At 45.6% G+C, this 19,531-nt stretch carries 11 protein-coding genes; 8 read left to right on the forward strand and 3 right to left on the reverse strand.

Going from position 1 to position 19,531, the window contains the following annotated elements; translation table 11 throughout:
* Positions 1–659 precede the first annotated feature (659 nt).
* The 6 genes from OXI21_RS00005 to OXI21_RS00030 all read left to right on the forward strand — a co-directional run bounded on the left by OXI21_RS00005 (position 660) and on the right by OXI21_RS00030 (position 14,684).
* A complete protein-coding gene (locus OXI21_RS00005; protein ID WP_279617497.1) occupies positions 660–5,459 on the forward strand; it encodes an MG2 domain-containing protein in 4,800 nt (1,599 codons plus the stop codon).
* 104 nt (positions 5,460–5,563) lie between these two features.
* On the forward strand, positions 5,564–7,684 hold the full coding sequence (gene pbpC / locus OXI21_RS00010; protein ID WP_279617498.1) for a penicillin-binding protein 1C: 2,121 nt from the start codon (positions 5,564–5,566) through the stop codon (positions 7,682–7,684).
* Positions 7,685–7,905: 221 nt separating this feature from the next.
* A complete protein-coding gene (gene lon / locus OXI21_RS00015) occupies positions 7,906–10,332 on the forward strand; it encodes an endopeptidase La (RefSeq protein ID WP_279617499.1) in 2,427 nt (808 codons plus the stop codon).
* A gap of 538 nt (positions 10,333–10,870) precedes the next feature.
* A complete protein-coding gene (locus OXI21_RS00020; protein WP_279617500.1) occupies positions 10,871–11,932 on the forward strand; it encodes a porin in 1,062 nt (353 codons plus the stop codon).
* A 181-nt stretch (positions 11,933–12,113) separates the two neighbouring features.
* A complete protein-coding gene (locus OXI21_RS00025) occupies positions 12,114–13,121 on the forward strand; it encodes an NAD(P)-dependent glycerol-3-phosphate dehydrogenase (RefSeq protein WP_279617501.1) in 1,008 nt (335 codons plus the stop codon).
* A gap of 105 nt (positions 13,122–13,226) precedes the next feature.
* Positions 13,227–14,684, forward strand: coding sequence for a potassium transporter TrkG (locus tag OXI21_RS00030; protein ID WP_279617502.1), 1,458 nt, complete (start codon positions 13,227–13,229; stop codon positions 14,682–14,684).
* 135 nt (positions 14,685–14,819) lie between these two features.
* Here the strand turns inward: OXI21_RS00030 and OXI21_RS00035 are convergent, their stop codons facing one another.
* Positions 14,820–15,497 (reverse strand): hypothetical protein, encoded by a 678-nt coding sequence (locus OXI21_RS00035; RefSeq protein WP_279617503.1) that lies wholly within the window; start codon positions 15,495–15,497, stop codon positions 14,820–14,822.
* Positions 15,498–15,637: 140 nt separating this feature from the next.
* Here OXI21_RS00035 and OXI21_RS00040 point away from each other — a divergent pair, with 140 nt between their 5' ends.
* The gene (locus tag OXI21_RS00040; RefSeq protein WP_279617504.1) at positions 15,638–16,339 is read left to right on the forward strand and encodes a response regulator; all 702 of its coding nucleotides are present in this window, start codon (positions 15,638–15,640) and stop codon (positions 16,337–16,339) included.
* Positions 16,340–16,353: 14 nt separating this feature from the next.
* Positions 16,354–17,883 carry an ATP-binding protein gene (locus OXI21_RS00045; protein ID WP_279617505.1) on the forward strand — a complete coding sequence of 510 codons (1,530 nt, stop codon included), beginning with the start codon at positions 16,354–16,356 and terminating at the stop codon, positions 17,881–17,883.
* Positions 17,884–17,898: 15 nt separating this feature from the next.
* Here the strand turns inward: OXI21_RS00045 and OXI21_RS00050 are convergent, their stop codons facing one another.
* Together OXI21_RS00050 and OXI21_RS00055 are read right to left on the reverse strand one after the other, a co-directional pair.
* On the reverse strand, positions 17,899–18,678 hold the full coding sequence (locus OXI21_RS00050) for a phosphodiester glycosidase family protein (RefSeq protein ID WP_279617506.1): 780 nt from the start codon (positions 18,676–18,678) through the stop codon (positions 17,899–17,901).
* A gap of 88 nt (positions 18,679–18,766) precedes the next feature.
* Positions 18,767–19,531 (reverse strand): inositol monophosphatase family protein, encoded by a 765-nt coding sequence (locus OXI21_RS00055; protein WP_279617507.1) that lies wholly within the window; start codon positions 19,529–19,531, stop codon positions 18,767–18,769.

The following is a 19,531-nucleotide window of genomic DNA, read 5'->3' on the forward strand; positions in this document are numbered from 1 at the left end:
TAAGCAGACGAACTATTCTAGCAACTTTTTTAGATCTGTCAACTCTATTTTAAAAGTTTTTGTGCTCGAAAATCGATCAACTCAAAACCCGTAAAACAAACCGTTTAATCAACACCTCAAATTAACTAAGGGGATAAAAACGAAACTGACAAACCCAATTGTTAAAGTGCCAATCTTGCAAACTCCGCTAATTTACTCATGAAACTCGCCTCGCCGCCTGGAAGATTTTTTGTTCTCTGCCGAAACAGGTGATCAATTATAGCGAAGATTTAGATTACGTCAACCCCGATTTAAAAGAAAAACGAAAGATTGTCACAAATCCGCAATAAGACCATGATTTGACGAGGAAAGAATTTTGATGTTTTTAGAAAATTCTCTCGAAGATCTATTTAAGAAGCTTTGACACCCTACTTTAACTCTCCCTACCCTCGCACTCCTCCCCCACTCTCTTCTTATTACCTTATATATTCCTTATATATAGGCCTTTATATATAAACACCCCTCGCTTAAAAACCCTTTATCTATATAGAGATAAATAAAGATTCGTTATTTAACGCAAACTTTTATTGCAAAAAACGACAGAAAACACTGATTTATATATCAATTTAGGTATAATATTTCGACATACAACAATCAACTACCCAATACCGAGGTGTTTTATGGCACGGCGCATTCAACTTTCGCTGTTTTTATTCTTATCCGTTCTGCTGACGCCGCTTTTTGCAGGCATCAGCTCCATCAATCTTGCCACCATTGAAGATCAGGCCTCGATTGCAATCTTTTTTGATTCTCCCGAAACTTTTAATGAAACCGCTCTTTCCGCACAATTTTCCATCGATGAGATTGTTGATTACGACTATCAAACCGGTGAAGAGAGTAAAAAACCGCTATCGACCGGGAAATGGCACGCGAGTAAAGATGGCCGATATATCTATTACACGCCAATTAAAACCGGTAGCTATATCGTGACGCCGAATGATTATCCTAATCATAATTCGCGCTTTAATACGACCTACATCTATTCTGGAGAAGCCCCTGAAGTGGTAAACATCATAGGCAAAGGCCCGGTTATGCCGCTCACTCAGCGCTCACTTCCGATTGAATCGGTAGGCGTTAACGAGGTGGATATCGAGTTTTTCCATATCGATAACCCCGCGCAATTTTTAGAAGATTACTACCTTGGTAAAACCCTCGATTACTGGACGCTTCGCGAGATCAGCCGCAATCACTTAAAGCCTAGCGGTATTTTCCGTTATGTTATGCCTAATGATGTGGATCTCAATAAAAAGACCGAACACCGCATTCCCGTCGATAAGAATATCACCTCCGGCGCTTATGTTGTTACGGTAAATCCTGCCGGACAGATCAATCGTACACTCGATGCGCGCATTCTTTTCATCTCGGATATCGGGATGCACGTGCGTCAATATAGTGATCGCGCACTTGTAATGGCCAACTATTTTTCAACCACAAAACCGCTCAATCACGGCACGCTTGAAATTTGGCGTCAAGAAAAGGGTAAACTCGTTATTCAAGAGGATGTTTGTCAATTTAAAGAGGGACTGTGTGAGATTCCTCGCGCACTCAAACAAAATGAACTGTTAGTTGCGAAGACCAATAACGATATCTCGATGTTGCCGATGCGTGAAATTGCGCTCGATCTAAACGATTTTGCCATTGCAGGTGACCGTTTCCAAAAAGCGCCGGCCCATCTATATAGTAATCGCCTGCTCTATCGCCCCGGTGAAACCATTACCGTTAATGCGCTACTCCGCGACCAAGATGGCGGTATGTTGCCTTCGCAACCGGTAGAAGTAAAACTGATTAATACCGAAGGGAAAGCAGTCCAAACGCGCACGCTCACCGCAAAAGAGAGCGGCTTTTATCAAACGGATTTCACCACCGATCACGATGGAAAAACGGGGATTTGGAAAGTTGAACTCCGCACAGACCCTTCGCTTGATATCCCCAATGGCTCGCTTACACTGCATATTGAAGAATTTATGCCTGAGCGCATGGAGCTTATTTTAAAACCTGGGCATACAAAACTCACCGCCCGCGATACGCTTCAGTTTGATATTGCGAGCCGCTATCTATTTGGCGCTCCCGCTGCGGGCAATGAAGCCAAAATCACCACACGTTTACAGCCGAATCTCCACCCTTTCCCCCGCGAGAAGGATTGGTATGTGGGCACCAATGAGTATTTCTATCAATCCCTTGATCAATACTCACTCTCCATGAATGAGATTCTATCGGATGAAGGGGAGAAAACGGCACGCATTTCGTTACCGCTTTCAGATACAAACAACCTACCGAAACAAATTATCCGCGCGATGGTGGATGTGAGCGTACTCGATGGCGATGCTACCGGCATTAATCGTAATTTTACCGCAGACTTTTGGCCGCAAGAGATCGTCCCGGTGGTTCACCCGCTCTTTAATTCCCGTGATCTTGGTTATGGGCAAAAAGCCGATTTTGAGATTTTCGCCGCCGATAGTGATGGCAATATCGTTCCGCGCGATCTCACCTTAACGCTGCGCTTTACGTCTAATTGGTGCATTTGGGTCTACAACTCAGGCCGCGGTTGGCGCTGTCATGAAAATGATAGTGCGACGATTCAAGCGCTCAACACCATCGATAAAGATGCCGGAATCTATCGCTTTAGCGTTGATCCTTACAGTTGGGGACGTTACGAGCTTTCGATTGTTGATAATGAGACCGGATTTGAGACCGTTTACCCCTTTAGCAGCAGTTGGGATGATGGCCAAGGCGATCAATTGCCGGCCGCTCGCCCGATGAGTCTTAATTTAACGCTCGACAAAGTGGCCTATCAAGATAACGACACCATGAAAGTTGAGATCGACTCACCTTTTACTGGCACGCTCATGCTGCTAATTGAAGGGGATTCACCGCTCTATAAAAAATCGCTTAAAGTGAAAAAGGGTAAAAATAATCTTTCGATTAAACTTGATCCTTCGTGGAAACGTCACGATCTCTATTTAACCGGACTCCTTCTCTCTAAAAATAGTAAAGAAGAGATTGTCCGCGCCCTTGGCATTCAAGCGATTCGTCTTGATCGTCACGAGCGTTCATTAAAGGCAGAACTCAATTTTGAGCCCGTTGCCCTGCCTGAAGCGCCGGTTAAAATTAAGGTGAAAGTGCTCGATCCAAAACCCAATGAGAAACTCTTTGCAACGCTATCGATCACCGATCAAGGCATCTTAAATATGACGCCGACGCAAAATAAAAAGATCTTTAATGCCTTCTTTGCGCAGAAACGTTATAACGTCGATATTATCGATTATTACAACCGTCTCTTTGGCAATAGCACCAAAGCGCTCTTAACACCGAAATTTGGGGGCGATGGTGAAGTGAGTGAAACCGAGGCCGACCTCAATCTTACCGAAATGAAAACTGTCTCGATCGCGACTGAACTTCTTGCGCTAAATGATGACGGTGAATATGAAGTAGAATTGATGCTCCCGGATTTTAATGGGGAAGCGAAGGTTCTCGCGACACTCTTTTCCGATACGCGCATGAACGAAACGGAGAAACAGCTCACCATTCGCGCGCCGATTATCGCGGATCTCATCACCCCGAATTTTATTCGAGTGAACGATCACAACCACTTTTCGCTCTCGCTCCATAATATGAGTGGCAACGAAGAAGCGGTTCGCGTGCGCCTTGAGAGCGATTCCCTTGAAACGGCGTTTGATAAAACTTATATGCTTAAAGATAAAGAGAGCCTCAATGAGCTGATTCCGGTACGCCTCTTGGAATATACCCATTACGCGGATGTGAATCTGATTATTGAATCCGATGCCTTTTCAACGACGCGCAATTATCGTATCGGCACCATTCCCTATGCGGAAAAAGCGATATTTTATGATCGCGCGGAGCTCACTGTCGATCGCCCTTGGAATAAGCTCAACACTCAATTTAGCTCAATGACAGGCAATGTCTCTGAGTCGCTTCTTGTGTCGCGCTTCCCGATTATCGATGTGCTCACCTATACCAACAATCTTTTTAGCTACCCTTATGGTTGTACCGAGCAGACTACAAGCCGCGCGTTTCCGTGGCTCTTCCGCTCGCATCCGATCTTAGATATGGAGAAAAAAGCGCTCCATCAATACTATCTCGATCGAGAAGAAACAAACGGCCGTAACACCCCGCTTGAGTATGACGCGTGGGAATATCAATTGATGGAAAATGCGATCAATCGGATCTTGATGCGCCAAAACCATAACGGCGGATTTAATCTCTGGTCGAGCGATTATCACAACATTGCCGTATCGAGCTATGTGGCAGACTTCCTCTATCAAGCAGCACGAAAATATCCTGAACTAGTATCATCGAAAACGCTTGATGAGGTGAGTGCTTATATAAAAAGTTCAGTCACGGATATGAGCCGAAAATTAAATTACGGTCATCACTACTACCTGCTCAATGACACCGTTTACGGCGCTTGGGTTTTAGCCCGTGAAGGGAAACTCTTTAGCGCGGATCTGATGATTTTCAATAAACATACCGATAAGATGAGCCCGCTAAGCCAAGCGTATTTGGGTGCTGCAAACCTTATAGCTGGCAATCAGAGCGTTGGCGAGGCGATTCTCGATAAGGTGACGTTTACCAATTGGAATAGCTATTATGGCTATTATCATACGGACGTTGCAGAAATTGCCCTAACGATCGATCTTATTAACCAACTCACCGCGAAAGGCGTATATACCGCGCCCGAAGGTAAGGTGAAAACGTTAATGAATCTGATGAATGAGCGCCTCAAAAATCGTACCTATTTTAGTACGCAAGAGCGTTACGCAATGATTAAAATTGGCATTGATACCCCTGATGATGGCACCCCGATTGAGCTTGTCGATCAAGATGGAAATCGCTTTAATGTGATGCCCAATACCATGATCGACTCAAAAGGTTTTACAGAGCTGTATAGCGATGAGCCGCTCTATCTTTCCTATAAAACGGAAGGATTCCCAATGAAGCGCACGTCAACCTCCACCTTTGATGTTGAGATTGATCGCCAATACCAACGCCTTGGAACAACCGCGAATGTCGGCGATCGTTATTTAGTGGTGCTCACGGTGACACCAAAACGCACAATTAAAAATGCTCTCATTGAAGATGAGATCTTGGGTGGTTTTAACCTCATCAACCCAAATCTTGTGAGCGATAACGTCTCTGAGTTTTACCGCTCCTTTAATATTAAAGCCGCGGATAAACGGGCGTCCAATATGCATCACGAAGAGTTCCGTTTTGATCGTTACGTGGCATCGCTTGATCTTGATATCAACAAAACCTATACCTTTGTCTATGTGATCGAGGCGGCGATTCCGGGGGATTATGAGGCTCCCAATACCTATATCGAAGCGATGTATCTACCCGAGCTCCGTGCGGTACGCGCCTACTCAGGTAAAGCGCCGATCAGCATTTTAAAAAGCCGATAGGTCTTCCGTTTATAACGCAACTAAAGCGCCGGTTTATTGATTAAATCGGTGCTTTTTTATTGTATGATTCATACTACATTTTAGTTTTTATTTTGCGCCTCTCTATGAAAAAATGGCTTAAACGAACCTTCTACACCATAATCATCCTCTTTTTGAGTCTGATTGTTGGGTTTAAAATTCTCGATCATCTCTATCCTCTCCCGGAGGTTAAAATTGATGTTTCCCCCGTTGCGCTCGATCGTAATGGAGATGTTTTGCGCCACTTTTCCAGCAAAGAGGGCGTTTTTCGCCATTGGGTCACGCTTGACGAGGTAAGCCCGCTCTATATTGATGCGCTCCTTGCCTATGAAGATCGTTTTTTCTACTCGCATTTTGGCATTAACCCTCTTGCGACGCTCCGTGCGACGTTTCAATGGATAACCCACGGAAAAATCATCTCCGGAAGTTCGACGCTCACCATGCAGGTCGCTCGCCTGCTTGATCCTCACGAGCGCTCCATCTCAGGAAAATTTAAACAGATGTTTCGTGCACTGCAGCTTGAAGCTCGTTATTCAAAAGATGAAATCCTCACCTTTTATCTCAATTTAGCACCGATGGGCGGTGCGATTGAAGGCGTGGAAACTGCCAGTTGGCGTTATTTTTCAAAGCATGCCCGCGACCTAAATCACGGTGAAAGCGCCCTATTAGTCGCCCTTCCCCAGCGCCCAAGTCTCTATCGCCCCGATCTCTATCCCGAAAATGCGCGCATGGCGCGAAATAAAGTGCTCGATCGAATGGCCAAGCGTCAGCTCATTAAACCGCAACAGGCAGAGCAGATTAAAAAAGATCCGCTCGATTATCGCCCGCAACCAACCCTCTTTCTCGCTCCCCTTTTAAGTGAGCAATTGCGCAATCAATATCCCGACGCGCATCGCCTTGAAACGACGATCGATAAATCATTGCAGATGCAGATTGAACGCTATATCGCGCGCGAATCAAAACACTGGCAACCCGCGCTTTCTACGGCGGTAGTCGTCATTCATAATCCCACTCACGAGGTCTACAGCTATGTGGGCTCTGCCGATCTTTTTAATCAAGAACGTTTTGGTTATATCGATATGGCGATGGCGATTCGTTCACCGGGATCGACGCTCAAACCCTTTGTCTACGGCATGGCGCTCGATTACGGCATCGTACACGAGGCAAGCCTTTTGACCGATATCGAACGCAATTTCAATGGCTATATTCCCAAAAACTTTGACAATCAAGAACGCGGCGCGGTGCCACTTTATCGGGCATTGCAACAATCGCTCAATATTCCCGTTGTGCAAGTGACTCACCATTTAACCCCCGAGCTTTTTATCAAAACGCTCCGCGATAGTGGCATCGATATTTTGATCGATTACCCCAATCTCAGCGTCGTGCTGGGCGGTGTTGGAATTAATCTCATTGAGCAAGCGCGCCTCTTTTCAAGCCTTGGGACGGAGGGAAAGCTCTATCCTCTTCACTTTCTCAAAGATCATCCCCCTTCAAATGCCACCGGTTCTATTATGAGCCCGGAAGCGAGTTATCTTATCAGCCGAATTTTAAGCGATGTCAGGCCCAAAAACCGTTATACAAAACGGCGCATTGCATGGAAAACGGGGACAAGTTACGGGTATCGCGATGCGTGGGCGCTGGGGGTGAGTCCCGATTGGACTATTGGCGTTTGGATCGGCAGGCCTGATAGCGTACCAAATGTCGGAACGCTTGCGAGCCAATATGCCCTTCCGATGCTCTTTGATCTTTATAATTATCTCCCGAGTGACACGCGTGATTTCCCTAAACCAAACACTATCATCCGCGAGACCATCTGCTGGCCGTCAGGCATTTCCAAAAAACAGGCAACGGAGTGTGATGAGGAATTTACCATCGATACCGTTCGAGGCATGGTTCCGCCAACGCTCTACGATGCCCCCGGGGAAATTCGTCATAACGGTTGGCCTGCGGCATTAAAATATCACCCAAATACGATACAAGATGCTAAAATTATCACCTTTGCCGATGAGAGCATAATTTTTAAAACTCATCGTACACTCACCCTCGAAGCGCGCGGTAAAGCCCCTTTTTTATGGTATTTAAATGGCGAATTACTGCCGAGCAATCAGCTCGATATCGGCGCGATGCCTGAAGGCAATAACGTGCTCACCGTTGTCGATGCCAATCAAAAACGCGATCGTGTCCGCCTTGAAGTTCGAGAATATTAATCAACGCGGGCGCTAACCCACATCCGAGCAAAGTATCCTACTATTTATATATAGGGCGCGCTATAGAGCGATACAGATTGCCCTTAGAACTTTTTGCGGACGCAATTTGATAAATAAAAAACCATCCCCATATTGCTTAATAGACCCAAAAGAGCAAAATAGAGAAAAGAATTAACATCATTGCATATCGATTTTGATGTGCTGATAAGGAGATTACATACATGGCGATCGATGACCGCGATCTTATTCCAACCCATCCACAAAGCGACAATCAGGACGCAAACGAGCCGCAAAGTGGAAACCACGAGATCATTATCGAAGGGGATACGATCTCGAATATTATCCATGTTTTGCCGCTCAACGAACGCCCATTTTTCCCGCCCCAAGTGGCGCCGCTTGTATTAAATGAGGAACCTTGGCTTACAACGCTCGATTCCATTATGGATAATCGTACCCGCGTTGTCGGTCTTGTGCTCACGAAAAAACAACCGGGCCCATCCCTCGATCCGGATGATTTTTACGAATATGGAACGCTCGTGCGCATTCATCACCCCCACCGTGAAGATGGTCGGGTGCAATTTATCGCGCAGGGAATTCAACGGTTTCGCATTAAAAAATGGATCTCCACCGAGATTCCGTTTGTAGCGCAAGTAGAATATTTTGATGAAGAAGATAAAAATAGCGAGGAGCTTCGCGCCTACTCAATGGCGGTTGTGAACGCGCTCAAAGAGCTGCTTCCGCTCAATCCGCTCTTTTCAGAAGAACTCAAACATTTCCTCTCGCGCTTTACCAGCAATGAGCCCTCGCCCCTTGCGGATTTTGCCGCGAGCTTAACGACGAGCTCTGCGGAAGATATGCAGGAGATTTTATCGACGGTACCACTCCTTGATCGGATGCAAAAGGTGGTTGCGCTCATTCATAAAGAACTTGAAGTGGCGAAACTGCACAACCAGATCCGCGAGCAGGTGGAAGATAAAATCACTGATCAGCAGCGTCAATTTTTCCTCCGCGAACAGCTTAAAGTGATTCAGCAGGAGCTTGGCATCGCTAAAGATGATAAGACGGCGGATATCGATCAATTTGTCGATCGTCTGCAGGATAAAAATCTTCCCGAGCATGCGCAAGAAAAGATTGATGAGGAGCTCGAAAAGCTTCAAGTATTAGAGACGGGCTCGCCTGAATATGCGGTTACGCGCAACTATCTTGACGTGATTACCTCGCTCCCCTGGGGCAATGAAAGTGACGATAATTACGATCTTGATCGCGCACAACGCATTCTCGACCGTGAACATTTTGGCCTTAAAGATGTGAAAGAGCGCATCATCGAAATCCTCGCCGTTGGAAAACGTAAAGAGGAGATTAAAGGATCGATTGTGGTGCTCGTTGGCCCTCCTGGCGTGGGTAAAACCTCCGTCGGGCGTTCGATTGCTCACAGTTTAAATCGTAAATTTTATCGCTTTAGTTTAGGCGGCGCCCGTGATGAGGCTGAGATCAAAGGCCATCGCCGCACCTACATTGGCGCGATGCCCGGTAAAATTATCCAAGCGCTCAAGGAGACCGGTACCGACAATCCCGTCATTATGCTCGATGAGATCGACAAGATGGGCAGTTCCTACCAAGGCGATCCCGGCAGTGCGCTGCTCGAAGTGCTCGATCCTGAACAAAATCACGACTTTTTAGATCACTATCTCGATATTCGTTACGATCTATCGAACGTACTTTTTATCTGTACCGCAAATACGCTCGACTCGATTCCCGCAGCGCTCCTTGACCGTATGGATGTGATCCGTCTCTCGGGCTATATCTTGGAAGAAAAAGTAAAAATCGCGCGGCAATATCTCTGGCCGAAATTGCTAAAGCGTGCGGGATTTGAAAAGAGTGAACTTCGCATTAGTAATGCGGCGATTAGCAATGTGATCGATGGTTATGCCCGCGAAGCCGGTGTGCGTCAGCTTGAAAAACAGCTCGCAAAACTTGTACGAAAAGCGGCGGTTGAATTTGCAAAAGATGAATCCCTTAAAGCGCTCAGCATTGGCGTGAACGATATTAAAACTCATCTTGGCAATCCCATCTACACCCGTGAAAAACCGCTTGCCGGCGTTGGCGTAGTGACCGGGCTTGCCTGGACATCGCTCGGCGGCGTCACCCTTAACTTAGAAGCGGCGAAAATTCACGCAAAAACCCGCGGCCTAAAAGTGACCGGGCAACTCGGGAAAGTGATGCAGGAATCCGCAGAGATCGCGTATAGTTTTGTGATGGCCAATCTCAAGCGTTACGGCGCTGATGAAACCTTCTTCGATGAGACCTTTATCCATCTTCACGCCCCCGAAGGTGCAACTCCTAAAGATGGCCCAAGCGCGGGAATCACCATGGCATCGAGCTTACTCTCGCTTGCCTTAAATAAACCGGCGAAAAATATCGCCATGACCGGAGAAATTACCCTCACCGGGCACGTACTGGAGATTGGTGGCGTTAAAGAGAAGTTGATTGCGGCAAAACGCGTCGGCATTAGTGAAATCATCTTCCCGTATGGCAATAAAAAAGATTGTGATGAACTTCCTGATTATCTTAAAGAGGATCTCACACTCCACTTTGTCAAAACCTATGACGATGTAGCTAAAATCTTATTTGAAGTCACTGCGAAATAATGACCGCTCTCAAACTCGGCTCTTTTTTATAGTGTGTCGCTTTAGATATCTATATAAGAGAGTCTGAGCCCCTCTAAAACCTTCTTCATCGATCGCTGAGCGAAAGATAAAGAAGGTTTTTTATTGTTTGTGTCATTTCTACAACATCAAACTCACCGCTCAATGGAACCATTTATTCGTTTTAATCTGCATTAAATTTCCTCTATCGACGTAAAGCCACCCTTCAAAACGAGATATTTTCGTAAAAATTACAATCTATTTTTATTTTTCTACGGATGATTTTAAAAGTGTATCTTTTTTGAAACAACAACCTCAAACACAAGTATTAATGAGCCTTCTCGCAACTATAGTGATCGGTAACAATAAACAAAAATGCCCTTTTATCGCTCTCAATCGTATAAAAAGAACCACTATTTGTATTAAAAAAACAAAAAAGAGTTGCTTTTTAGATAAAAAAGCGTTTTAATAGCACCCATAGATAGTTTTCTATCTTTCGATTTGATTAAATTTTATTAACAACTTTTCCATGGAGTTCAACATGAAAAAAGGTTTATTAGCAGTAGCAGTAGCTGGTGCACTTACAATGGGTGCAGCACAAGCTGAAACTTCAATCTACGGTTCTATCCGTTATGATTACAACAACATCAAACAAGAAATCGATGCTCCTAAAGGAGAAGCTAAACGCGTTTCTGATATGCAAGACCAAGGTTCACGTATCGGTATCAAAGGTTCTGAAGATCTAGGTAACGGTTTAGCATTAGTCTTCAAATTAGAATTTGGATTCAACGGTATGGAAGGCTTAAGCACTAATAATGGTGACGGCTTTAATAACCGTATCGCAATGATCGGTTTAGCAGGTGACTGGGGTACGTTCGCAGTGGGTCGTTTAGACAACCCATTCAAACAAACCATCGTTGACGGTTCAGTAATTGATGACTTCAACAGCACATGGTCAAACTCTTCAGCTAATGCAGCGCTTCGATATGCATTTGCTGACCAAAATATCGACCGTGTTGGTAACGCATTAGCATATATTTCACCTGAGTTTTCAGGTTTCTCTGCAAACGCTGCTTTCATCATCGATGACACCTTAAACTTAGGTACTAAAGAGAAGCCAAATTTTGTAACTAAGAAAGAAAAACATCTTGATATCTGGACTATCAACGCACAATACCAACACGAATTAGGTTTCTACGGTAAAGTGGGTTACATCCAAGGTAAACTTGGTGAGCGCGATCAAGAAAATGTAGAGAAATCAAAAGCTTGGGGTACTCAACTTGGCTATAAACAAGATCAATTTGGTTTAACCGTATCTTACGCTGACTCTAAGAATGGCAATAAAAAAGATAAAGGTTGGGATCTTGGTGGTTACTTCGCATTTGGTAACGACTACTCAAGCACTATCCGTGCTAACTACGGTCAAAACAAACCAAAAGTTGATGGTCAAGGCGAAAAAACCAAACGTTGGGCACTTGGTTTCCAACAAGATCTTTCAGAGCGTACACGCGTATGGGTTGAGTACGGTGAAACAAGAGAAAAAGTAGCTGGCGAAACTTTCAAAGACAACGGTCTTTCAATCGGTATCCGTCACGACTTCTAATTTAACGCTCTAACGAGTATTAAATTTATGATAAAAAAGCTCGCTTTATGCGAGCTTTTTCTTTGCCTTAAAATTTATCTCAAGATTTTAAGGCTTTCTCAATTACGCCTCATCAACTCATTAATCCATAGCACAAATATGATATACTTAATCCGTTCAACCCTAATGGAAGATAGTAAAAATGAGTGATCTACAACATTATCCAAAAATTGCCGTACTCGGCGCAGGCTCATGGGGAACAGCCCTTGCAATGCACACAGCGCTTGAATTCCCCACCATGCTTTGGAGTCACGATGAAGCGCACGCTAAAACCATGATTGAGGAGCGCGCCAACCATCACTATCTTCCTAATATTGCGTTTCCGCCCCTCTTACAGGCCTCAAGCTCATTTGAAGAGACGGTGCTCGATGCGGATCTTATCTTATTAGCGATTCCCTCTACGGCCTTTACCGAGACGCTCAAACGTTTACAGGCGCTTCATTTAGACTCGCTTCCCCCTGTTTTATGCGCCACAAAAGGGATCGACCATGATACCAATGGTTTTTTAAGCGCTACCTTTGCACACCACTTCCCGAATGCTGAATATGCCGTGCTTTCGGGCCCAAGCTTTGCCAAAGAAGTGGCGCTCAAACACCCGACCGCAATTGCAATTGCGAGCGATTCAGAAGCGACAATCGACTTTTTTATTCCCTATTTCCATCACAATACTTTAAGAGTCTATGGTAATAGCGATATTAAAGGCGTTCAGCTCGCTGGAGCGTACAAAAACGTCATTGCGATTGCCACCGGTATTTCAGATGGGCTTGGATTTGGTGCAAATGCGCGCGCGGCTCTCATTACTCGCGGGCTTGCGGAGATGTCACGCCTTGGTGTAGCGCTCGGAGGCGATCTGATTACCTTTATGGGGCTAGCTGGCATGGGGGATCTGGTTCTCACCGCGACGGACAATCAATCCCGTAACCGCCGTTTTGGTCTACTTTTAGGGGAAGGCATCACCGCGGAAGAGGCATTTATTAAGATTGGGCAAGTGGTCGAAGGTACCAATATTGTGAAAAATATTTACGCCCTTGGGAAAGAGTATGGCATTGATCTACCGATCGTCAATCAGGTCTACAATATTTTGCATAAAAACGTCCTCCCGATGACCTCCCTAAAAGAGCTGCTTGCCCGCGAACAAAAATCTGAGTAGTCTGATCAGCCGCTTTTACCCCAATATGAGGATGCGTAAAGAGGCTGTCGATTCACCGAAAAGAGCGTATAATAATCCTTTTGTTCTTTGATAGTTAAATCATTTATGCGAAACCAGTTGACCATTATCGGTAAAATCATGGGGATTTTTATCAGTAGTTTTAGTTTTACCTACTTGATTCCAGTCCTCATCTCACTTATTTACCGTGACCATCAAGCGCGCTATTTTTTAATCACGTTTGCGATTACGCTCATCTTGGGTTTAAGCCTCTATCTGCCCTTTCGTAAGGCGAAAGCGCGCCTTAAAACCCGCGATGGTTTTATCATTGTTACCCTCTTCTGGACCGTTTTAAGTATCATTAGCGCCCTGCCACTTCATCTTTCATCGGCGCTCCAAGTCCCGCTCACGCACGCAATATTTGAGGCAACCTCAGGGTTTACCACAACCGGCGCAACTGTCCTTGTCGGGCTTGATCATCTGCCTAAATCCATTCTTTGGTATCGCACCCAACTTCACTTTTTTGGCGGGATGGGGATCATCATTTTAGCCGTGGCGATTATGCCTCTTTTAGGCATGGGGGGCATGGCACTCTTTAAAGCGGAAGCCTCTGGCATGGTCAAAGAGGATAAAATCACCCCTCGAATCGCTCAAACGGCGCGAAGCCTCTGGGCGGTATACCTCATACTTTTAATTTTATGTGCACTCACTTATCTTATCGGCGGAATGGATCTCTTTGATGCGGTCACACATGCCTTTACCACCATTGCAACGGCAGGCTTTTCCAATTACGATGCAAGCCTTGGCCATTTTAATAGTAAATTTATCGAGAGCAGCGCGATTCTCTTTATGTTTTTAGGTAGCATCAACTTTACCGTTCACATTCTGGCATTTCGTAAACAAAATATTCGCTACTACCTCAATAATACGGAACTGCGTACCTTTTTCACCATCTGCGTCAGCGCCATTGGAATCATCGGCATTACCCTCTATCATCATGGCGTTTTTCATTCATTTTGGGAAGCGCTCCATCAGGCGGCATTTGCGGTGATGGCGATGATTACCACAACCGGTCTTTCCATCAGCGCCTTTAGCGAGTGGCCCACCTTTATTCCGCTTCTCATTATCTTTCTATCCTTTATTGGAGGCTGCGCAGGATCAACCGCCGGCGGCATTAAAGTGATCCGCATTATTCTATTGACCAAACAAGCACTTCGCGAAATTAAACTCCTCATCCACCCCCATGCAAAACTACCAATCAAGATTAATAATCGCCTCATTCCGCACAATGTTCTCGGAAGTGTTTGGGCATTTTTGGGGCTCTACGCCTTCTCAACCGGCGTGTTAACCATCATTGTTACAGGCTTTGGATTAAGCCCGCTCGATGCCTTTTCAGCCGTTGCTGCGTGCTTAAATATCACCGGCCCTGGACTTGGTGAGGTAGCAAATAACTATCAATCGCTTTCCAATGGAACGCTCTCCACGCTCATTTTTACCATGCTCTTAGGGCGCCTTGAGATCTTTACCATCTTCGTGCTCTTAATGCCAAGTTTCTGGCGCAATTAGATCGCCCCCTTTAATAATCGGAAGCAAAAAAGAAGGCATTAACCCGACGTTAATGCCCAAATTAGAAGCCGTTGATTTTAGTAAGTCATCGTAATCAACAAACGATGTTGGATTTTAATGTCTCTTAAAACGTTCTTATCTGCGACGTGGCGCTTCATTCATACGAGGACAATCGCCTTGCATCTGTCCGCGCATCTGCATCGACCCATTTTTCTGATTCATATTCATGCCCCGCATCGATTGACCATTCATTCGATCAGAGCGATTCATGTTTTTCGCGTAATGGCGACCTTGATGATGTTTCTGCCCTTTCATATGATGACGATTATTCCCCATCATATTGGCCTTTTGCCCGCGCTCGCTTTGACGATTCATCTGGCCTGAACTGTTTTTACGTTGCCCGCGATTATCTTGGTTTAAATTTTGGTTTTGGCGACGATCATTTTGATTGTTATAGCGGGGCGTACGATTGCCCTGCTTATAATCATCATAACGCTGACGCATCCGCTCCATCGCATCTTCCTGATTGTCTTTAATGATCTTACGTGCAAGATTTTCATCAAAGGTGTCGCCTTCCATCAATCGCTGCATATCAGCGCTCATACCACGCGCAATGCGCTGTGGGCGTTCCGCATTTTGCGTCATCATCTGCCCACGTTGTGCTGGTTGATTCATCTGATTAAACCCACGATTCCCCGGTGCATTTTGGTTTTGCCCTTGAGCGCCCGGCCCCATCCACTGTGCTTGCGCTAAGAGTGAACTGCCCGCCATTAAAAGAATTGCAAGTGATACTTGTTTTCTACCCATCTTCATTTGATTTCTCCTTTGATCTCAATTGATCTTGACTCTAGTCTATCGTTCGATTCGTAAATCAGGGTTATAGGCTTGTAAACTTTGGTAAATCTCCGCTATGCTAGATAATGAATCGCTATAATTGATCCAGGAGGGAAACTATGACCCATGTACTATTTGTTGATGATGACCTTGAGTTGCAGAGCCTCGTTCAAGAGCTCTTAACCATCGAAGGCTTCAAGGTTTCGATTTGCGGGAACGGCGTGGAATGTCTCGATTTTTTAAGCCATACGCTCCCCGATATTATTATCCTTGATGTGATGATGCCCAAGAAAAATGGCTGGGATACGCTGAAAGATATTCGCAAAGAATTCCCGAGCCTGCCGGTTCTGATGCTCTCGGCAAAAGGCGATAGCATTGATCGAATTTTAGGGCTTGAACTTGGCGCCGATGACTATATCTCAAAACCCTTTGATGATCGGGAACTCATTGCCCGGATTCGCGCGCGGATGCGTATTTTAGAACAAAATCGCCCAGAAGAGAGTGACGAGGAAGATGAAACCATCATCGAAATTGAGGGTTTAAAACTCAATAATGCCCAATTTAGAGCGACCTTTGAGAGCACCAATCTTAATCTCACCAGTACCGAGTTTTCACTTTTATATTATATGGCGCAACACCGCGGGGAGACCGTTAGCCGGGATGAGCTAAGTCGCGAGGTTCTCGGGAAACGTCACCAAGCCTTCGACCGCGTCATCGATATGCATTTAAGTAATATCCGCAAAAAACTGCCCGATCGCCCGAGTGGCATCGCATGGTTTAAAACCGTTCACGGCCAAGGCTATCTCTTTTTAGATAATTAGGAGTTCTCCCTTTCATGATGAAGCGTTCGCGTTTTCTCCTCTCAGACCGGCTTAGTACGCGGGTTTTCTGCACGATTTGGCTTAGCATGGCGATCATGATCTGGCTCACCGTGCTCATTCCCCGCTTTGACCAGCGCCGGATTTTACCCTTAAGTACCGAAGAGGAGGAGATCTATCAAGAGCGCTTTGTGAATCGATTAGTGGCTGAAGAGATTCTCGCCAATCAGAAAGGATTTCGCCGTGGGCATGATCGTAAATCCCGTGGCGGTCGCCAATTGATCACGATCCCCAATAATGTGGAAGGGCGTTATTCTGCAATTCATAGTCTCCGCAATGATGGCTTTACCAACTTTATTATTAACACCATTAACGGAAAGCGTGCAAGCCAACAATCGGTAGGAAAAGAGCTCATTGTCGGCCCGTTTCATGTCTCCGCAACGCCCGATTATCACTATTACATCGTCTCCCATGCGCCACCGCAAGCCTACTATCTCTCCCGGCTTTTTGATGCCCCTCTTCTCCTCATTATGCTAATGACGATCATCAGTGTGCCCTTTGTCATTATGCTCACTTGGTCGCTCTCAAAACCGATGGAATACTTTAAAAAAGCGGCCGAACGAGTGGCTGAAGGGGATTGGTCGGTAGATAAACGACTCGAACAGGGACCAATAGAATATCGTACCGTTGGGCGTAGCTTTAACCGCATGGTAGAAGCGCTCACCAGTGCTGAAAATGAAAAAAATCGACTCTTTGCCAATCTCTCCCACGAACTCAGAACACCGCTCACGCGCATCCGCTTAACCAATAGCCTCATTCGCCGTAAAGCCAGTGATGATATTTTGCCGGAGGTGAAACGCATTGAGGATAATCTTATTTTGATTGAAGATCGAATTCAGTCGATGCTATCGCTCTCCCGCGAGCTCATTATCAACCGCGAACGCTTCGATGAGGTGTCGCTTGTCGAGCTTTTAACACCGCTCTTAGAAGATGCGAAATTTGAAGCAAAAGAGAATCATATTAAACTCGGCTACAACCGGATACCGAACCTAAAACTTGCGCTCAATAGCGAGCTCTTTACCAGCGGACTTGAAAATATTCTACGCAATGCGGTCTATTACGCGAGCAGTGAAATTAAGGTAAATATTTATGAGCGCGGGAAAAAGCTGATTCTCAATATTCATGATGATGGCCCGGGCGTGAAAGCGGCCGATCTTGATCATCTCTTCGAGGCATTTTATCGAGGCGAGCGCCCCGATGGTATGAAAGATTACGGCGGTTCGGGACTCGGGCTCTCCATTGCAAAACAGATGGCGCTAAGCCATAAAGGCGAAATTAGTGCGGAAAATGATAATGGGCTCTCCATTACGCTCACCTTCCCGCTGGCGGAACTGCGCGCAAAAAAGCCTCGTTTTCGTGATGGAATCCCCAATCACACCATCACAGAAACGCCGCTTTGGGTGATTAAACCAAAAGAGAAAACTGAAACAGATAAAGAGAACGATCCCGATCAGGATACAGATCTAGGCAAAGATAAGAATCCGTAATGACTAATGTAAGAATTACGGTGTGGGGCGAGTGATCGGACGGGTCACGCCCCAGATTCCAACGAGGGGTTTGGCTTTCCAAAAAGGCGCGCCGTAGGTTTTTCCGCGATAATAGAGTCTTGCCAAGGTGCCATCTAAATAGAGCGCGTCTTGGCAACCGATTTCATCTTTAAAATAGGTAGCAAACTCAAAAAAATTGACGCTATCTTCCGTCACCACAAAATGGACCTTTTGATCCATCACGCAGACGCCACTGCGGATTTTAAGGCTACGGGAATGCTCAATAAAACGGTGATTATAATCGCCATTAATAAGGAGCATCGGCCCCGATTGCGTTGCATATTGAATCGGTTTATCTTGGCTAAATTCGGCAAACTTATCGGTGGTTTCAATGTAGGCGCGATTGTGATCGTCCACATAAAAAACCCCATTGGGAAGAAGCGCAAAATTGCCCTGCCCTTCATTAAAGGTCACCGTATTGAGCGGGACTTTGGTAATGCCCTTTTCAATAAAGAGCCCAAGCGGGGTGTAATGCTCTGCATAAATGCCGCTGTTTACCGCAAAGAGCAATTCCTCATGCTGATCGGCACTTAAATGCCGTGCAAGCGATGGAATTGAGGCGAAATCTTGCTCGGTCTGTTCGTTTTTCCAATAGAGTTTTAACGGCTCTTTAGTTAAATCAACGATCCCTTCCACATAGCGATGCCCTTCATAACGCGCGGTTTTAAGCTCAAGTGCACAGACATAAGAGAGCGTACTGCTTGCAATAATTCCGAGCGCACAGCTAAAAAGCATCTTGCGTTTTAGTCCACGTAAGATGCTTTTTATCGATTGTGTTTGACTGAATCTGCTCGCAATTGCGCTCAATTTCATCCTGCCCTCATTATTTGAGCGCGACTAACATCTCTTTTAAAAGACGCGGTGCAACCACCACAATTTCGCCACTCATTAAATTCTCTTCACTGCCGCGGAAATCGGTCACTAATAGACCGGCTTCACGGGCAATTAATACCGCACCTGCGATATCTTCTTCCGCAAGGTGAGCGCCTGAATAAAAGCCCGACGCTAAACCGCGCGCAGTCTGAATAATATCGCCTGCCACATCACCATAGCACATGATCGATTTCGCGTTTCGTTGAAGCTTTGCAAATTGCTCATGATCAACAACAGTGCGGCCAATCTTAGTGAGAAGGTGTGCATTTTCTAGCTTACCATCATTTTTGGGAGCGCGTAATTTTTGATCGTTAAAGAGCGCACCTTCAGTGCGGGACGCTACCGACATCTCATCGAGCACGGGATTATAAACCACCGCGCTTTGAAGTTTTCCACCCATCTCATAGGCAATCGAGACCGAGAAATTTGGTCGGCCAGCACGGAAGTTTTCTTCTGCGGTCATGCCACTAATGTACCAGCGATGATAGGCATCATTTTCACGAGTATCGTGATATTTCGCTTGAATGGTGTGGCTTGGATACGCGCTACGAATGCCAGCAATCAGCTCTGATTCGATCTGCTCGTAACAACGTAAAAAGAGCTCATCATCGGCTCTTTGCTCGGGGTTTAACGCCTCAAGACGGAAATAGATAGTACGGATTGTACGGCTTGCATCGCGTGCAACTTGTTGTGCTACTGTGGTATGTGAATTCAT

Source organism: Ignatzschineria sp. RMDPL8A, assembly GCF_029815055.1.
In the GTDB taxonomy this organism is placed as follows: domain Bacteria; phylum Pseudomonadota; class Gammaproteobacteria; order Cardiobacteriales; family Wohlfahrtiimonadaceae; genus CALZBJ01.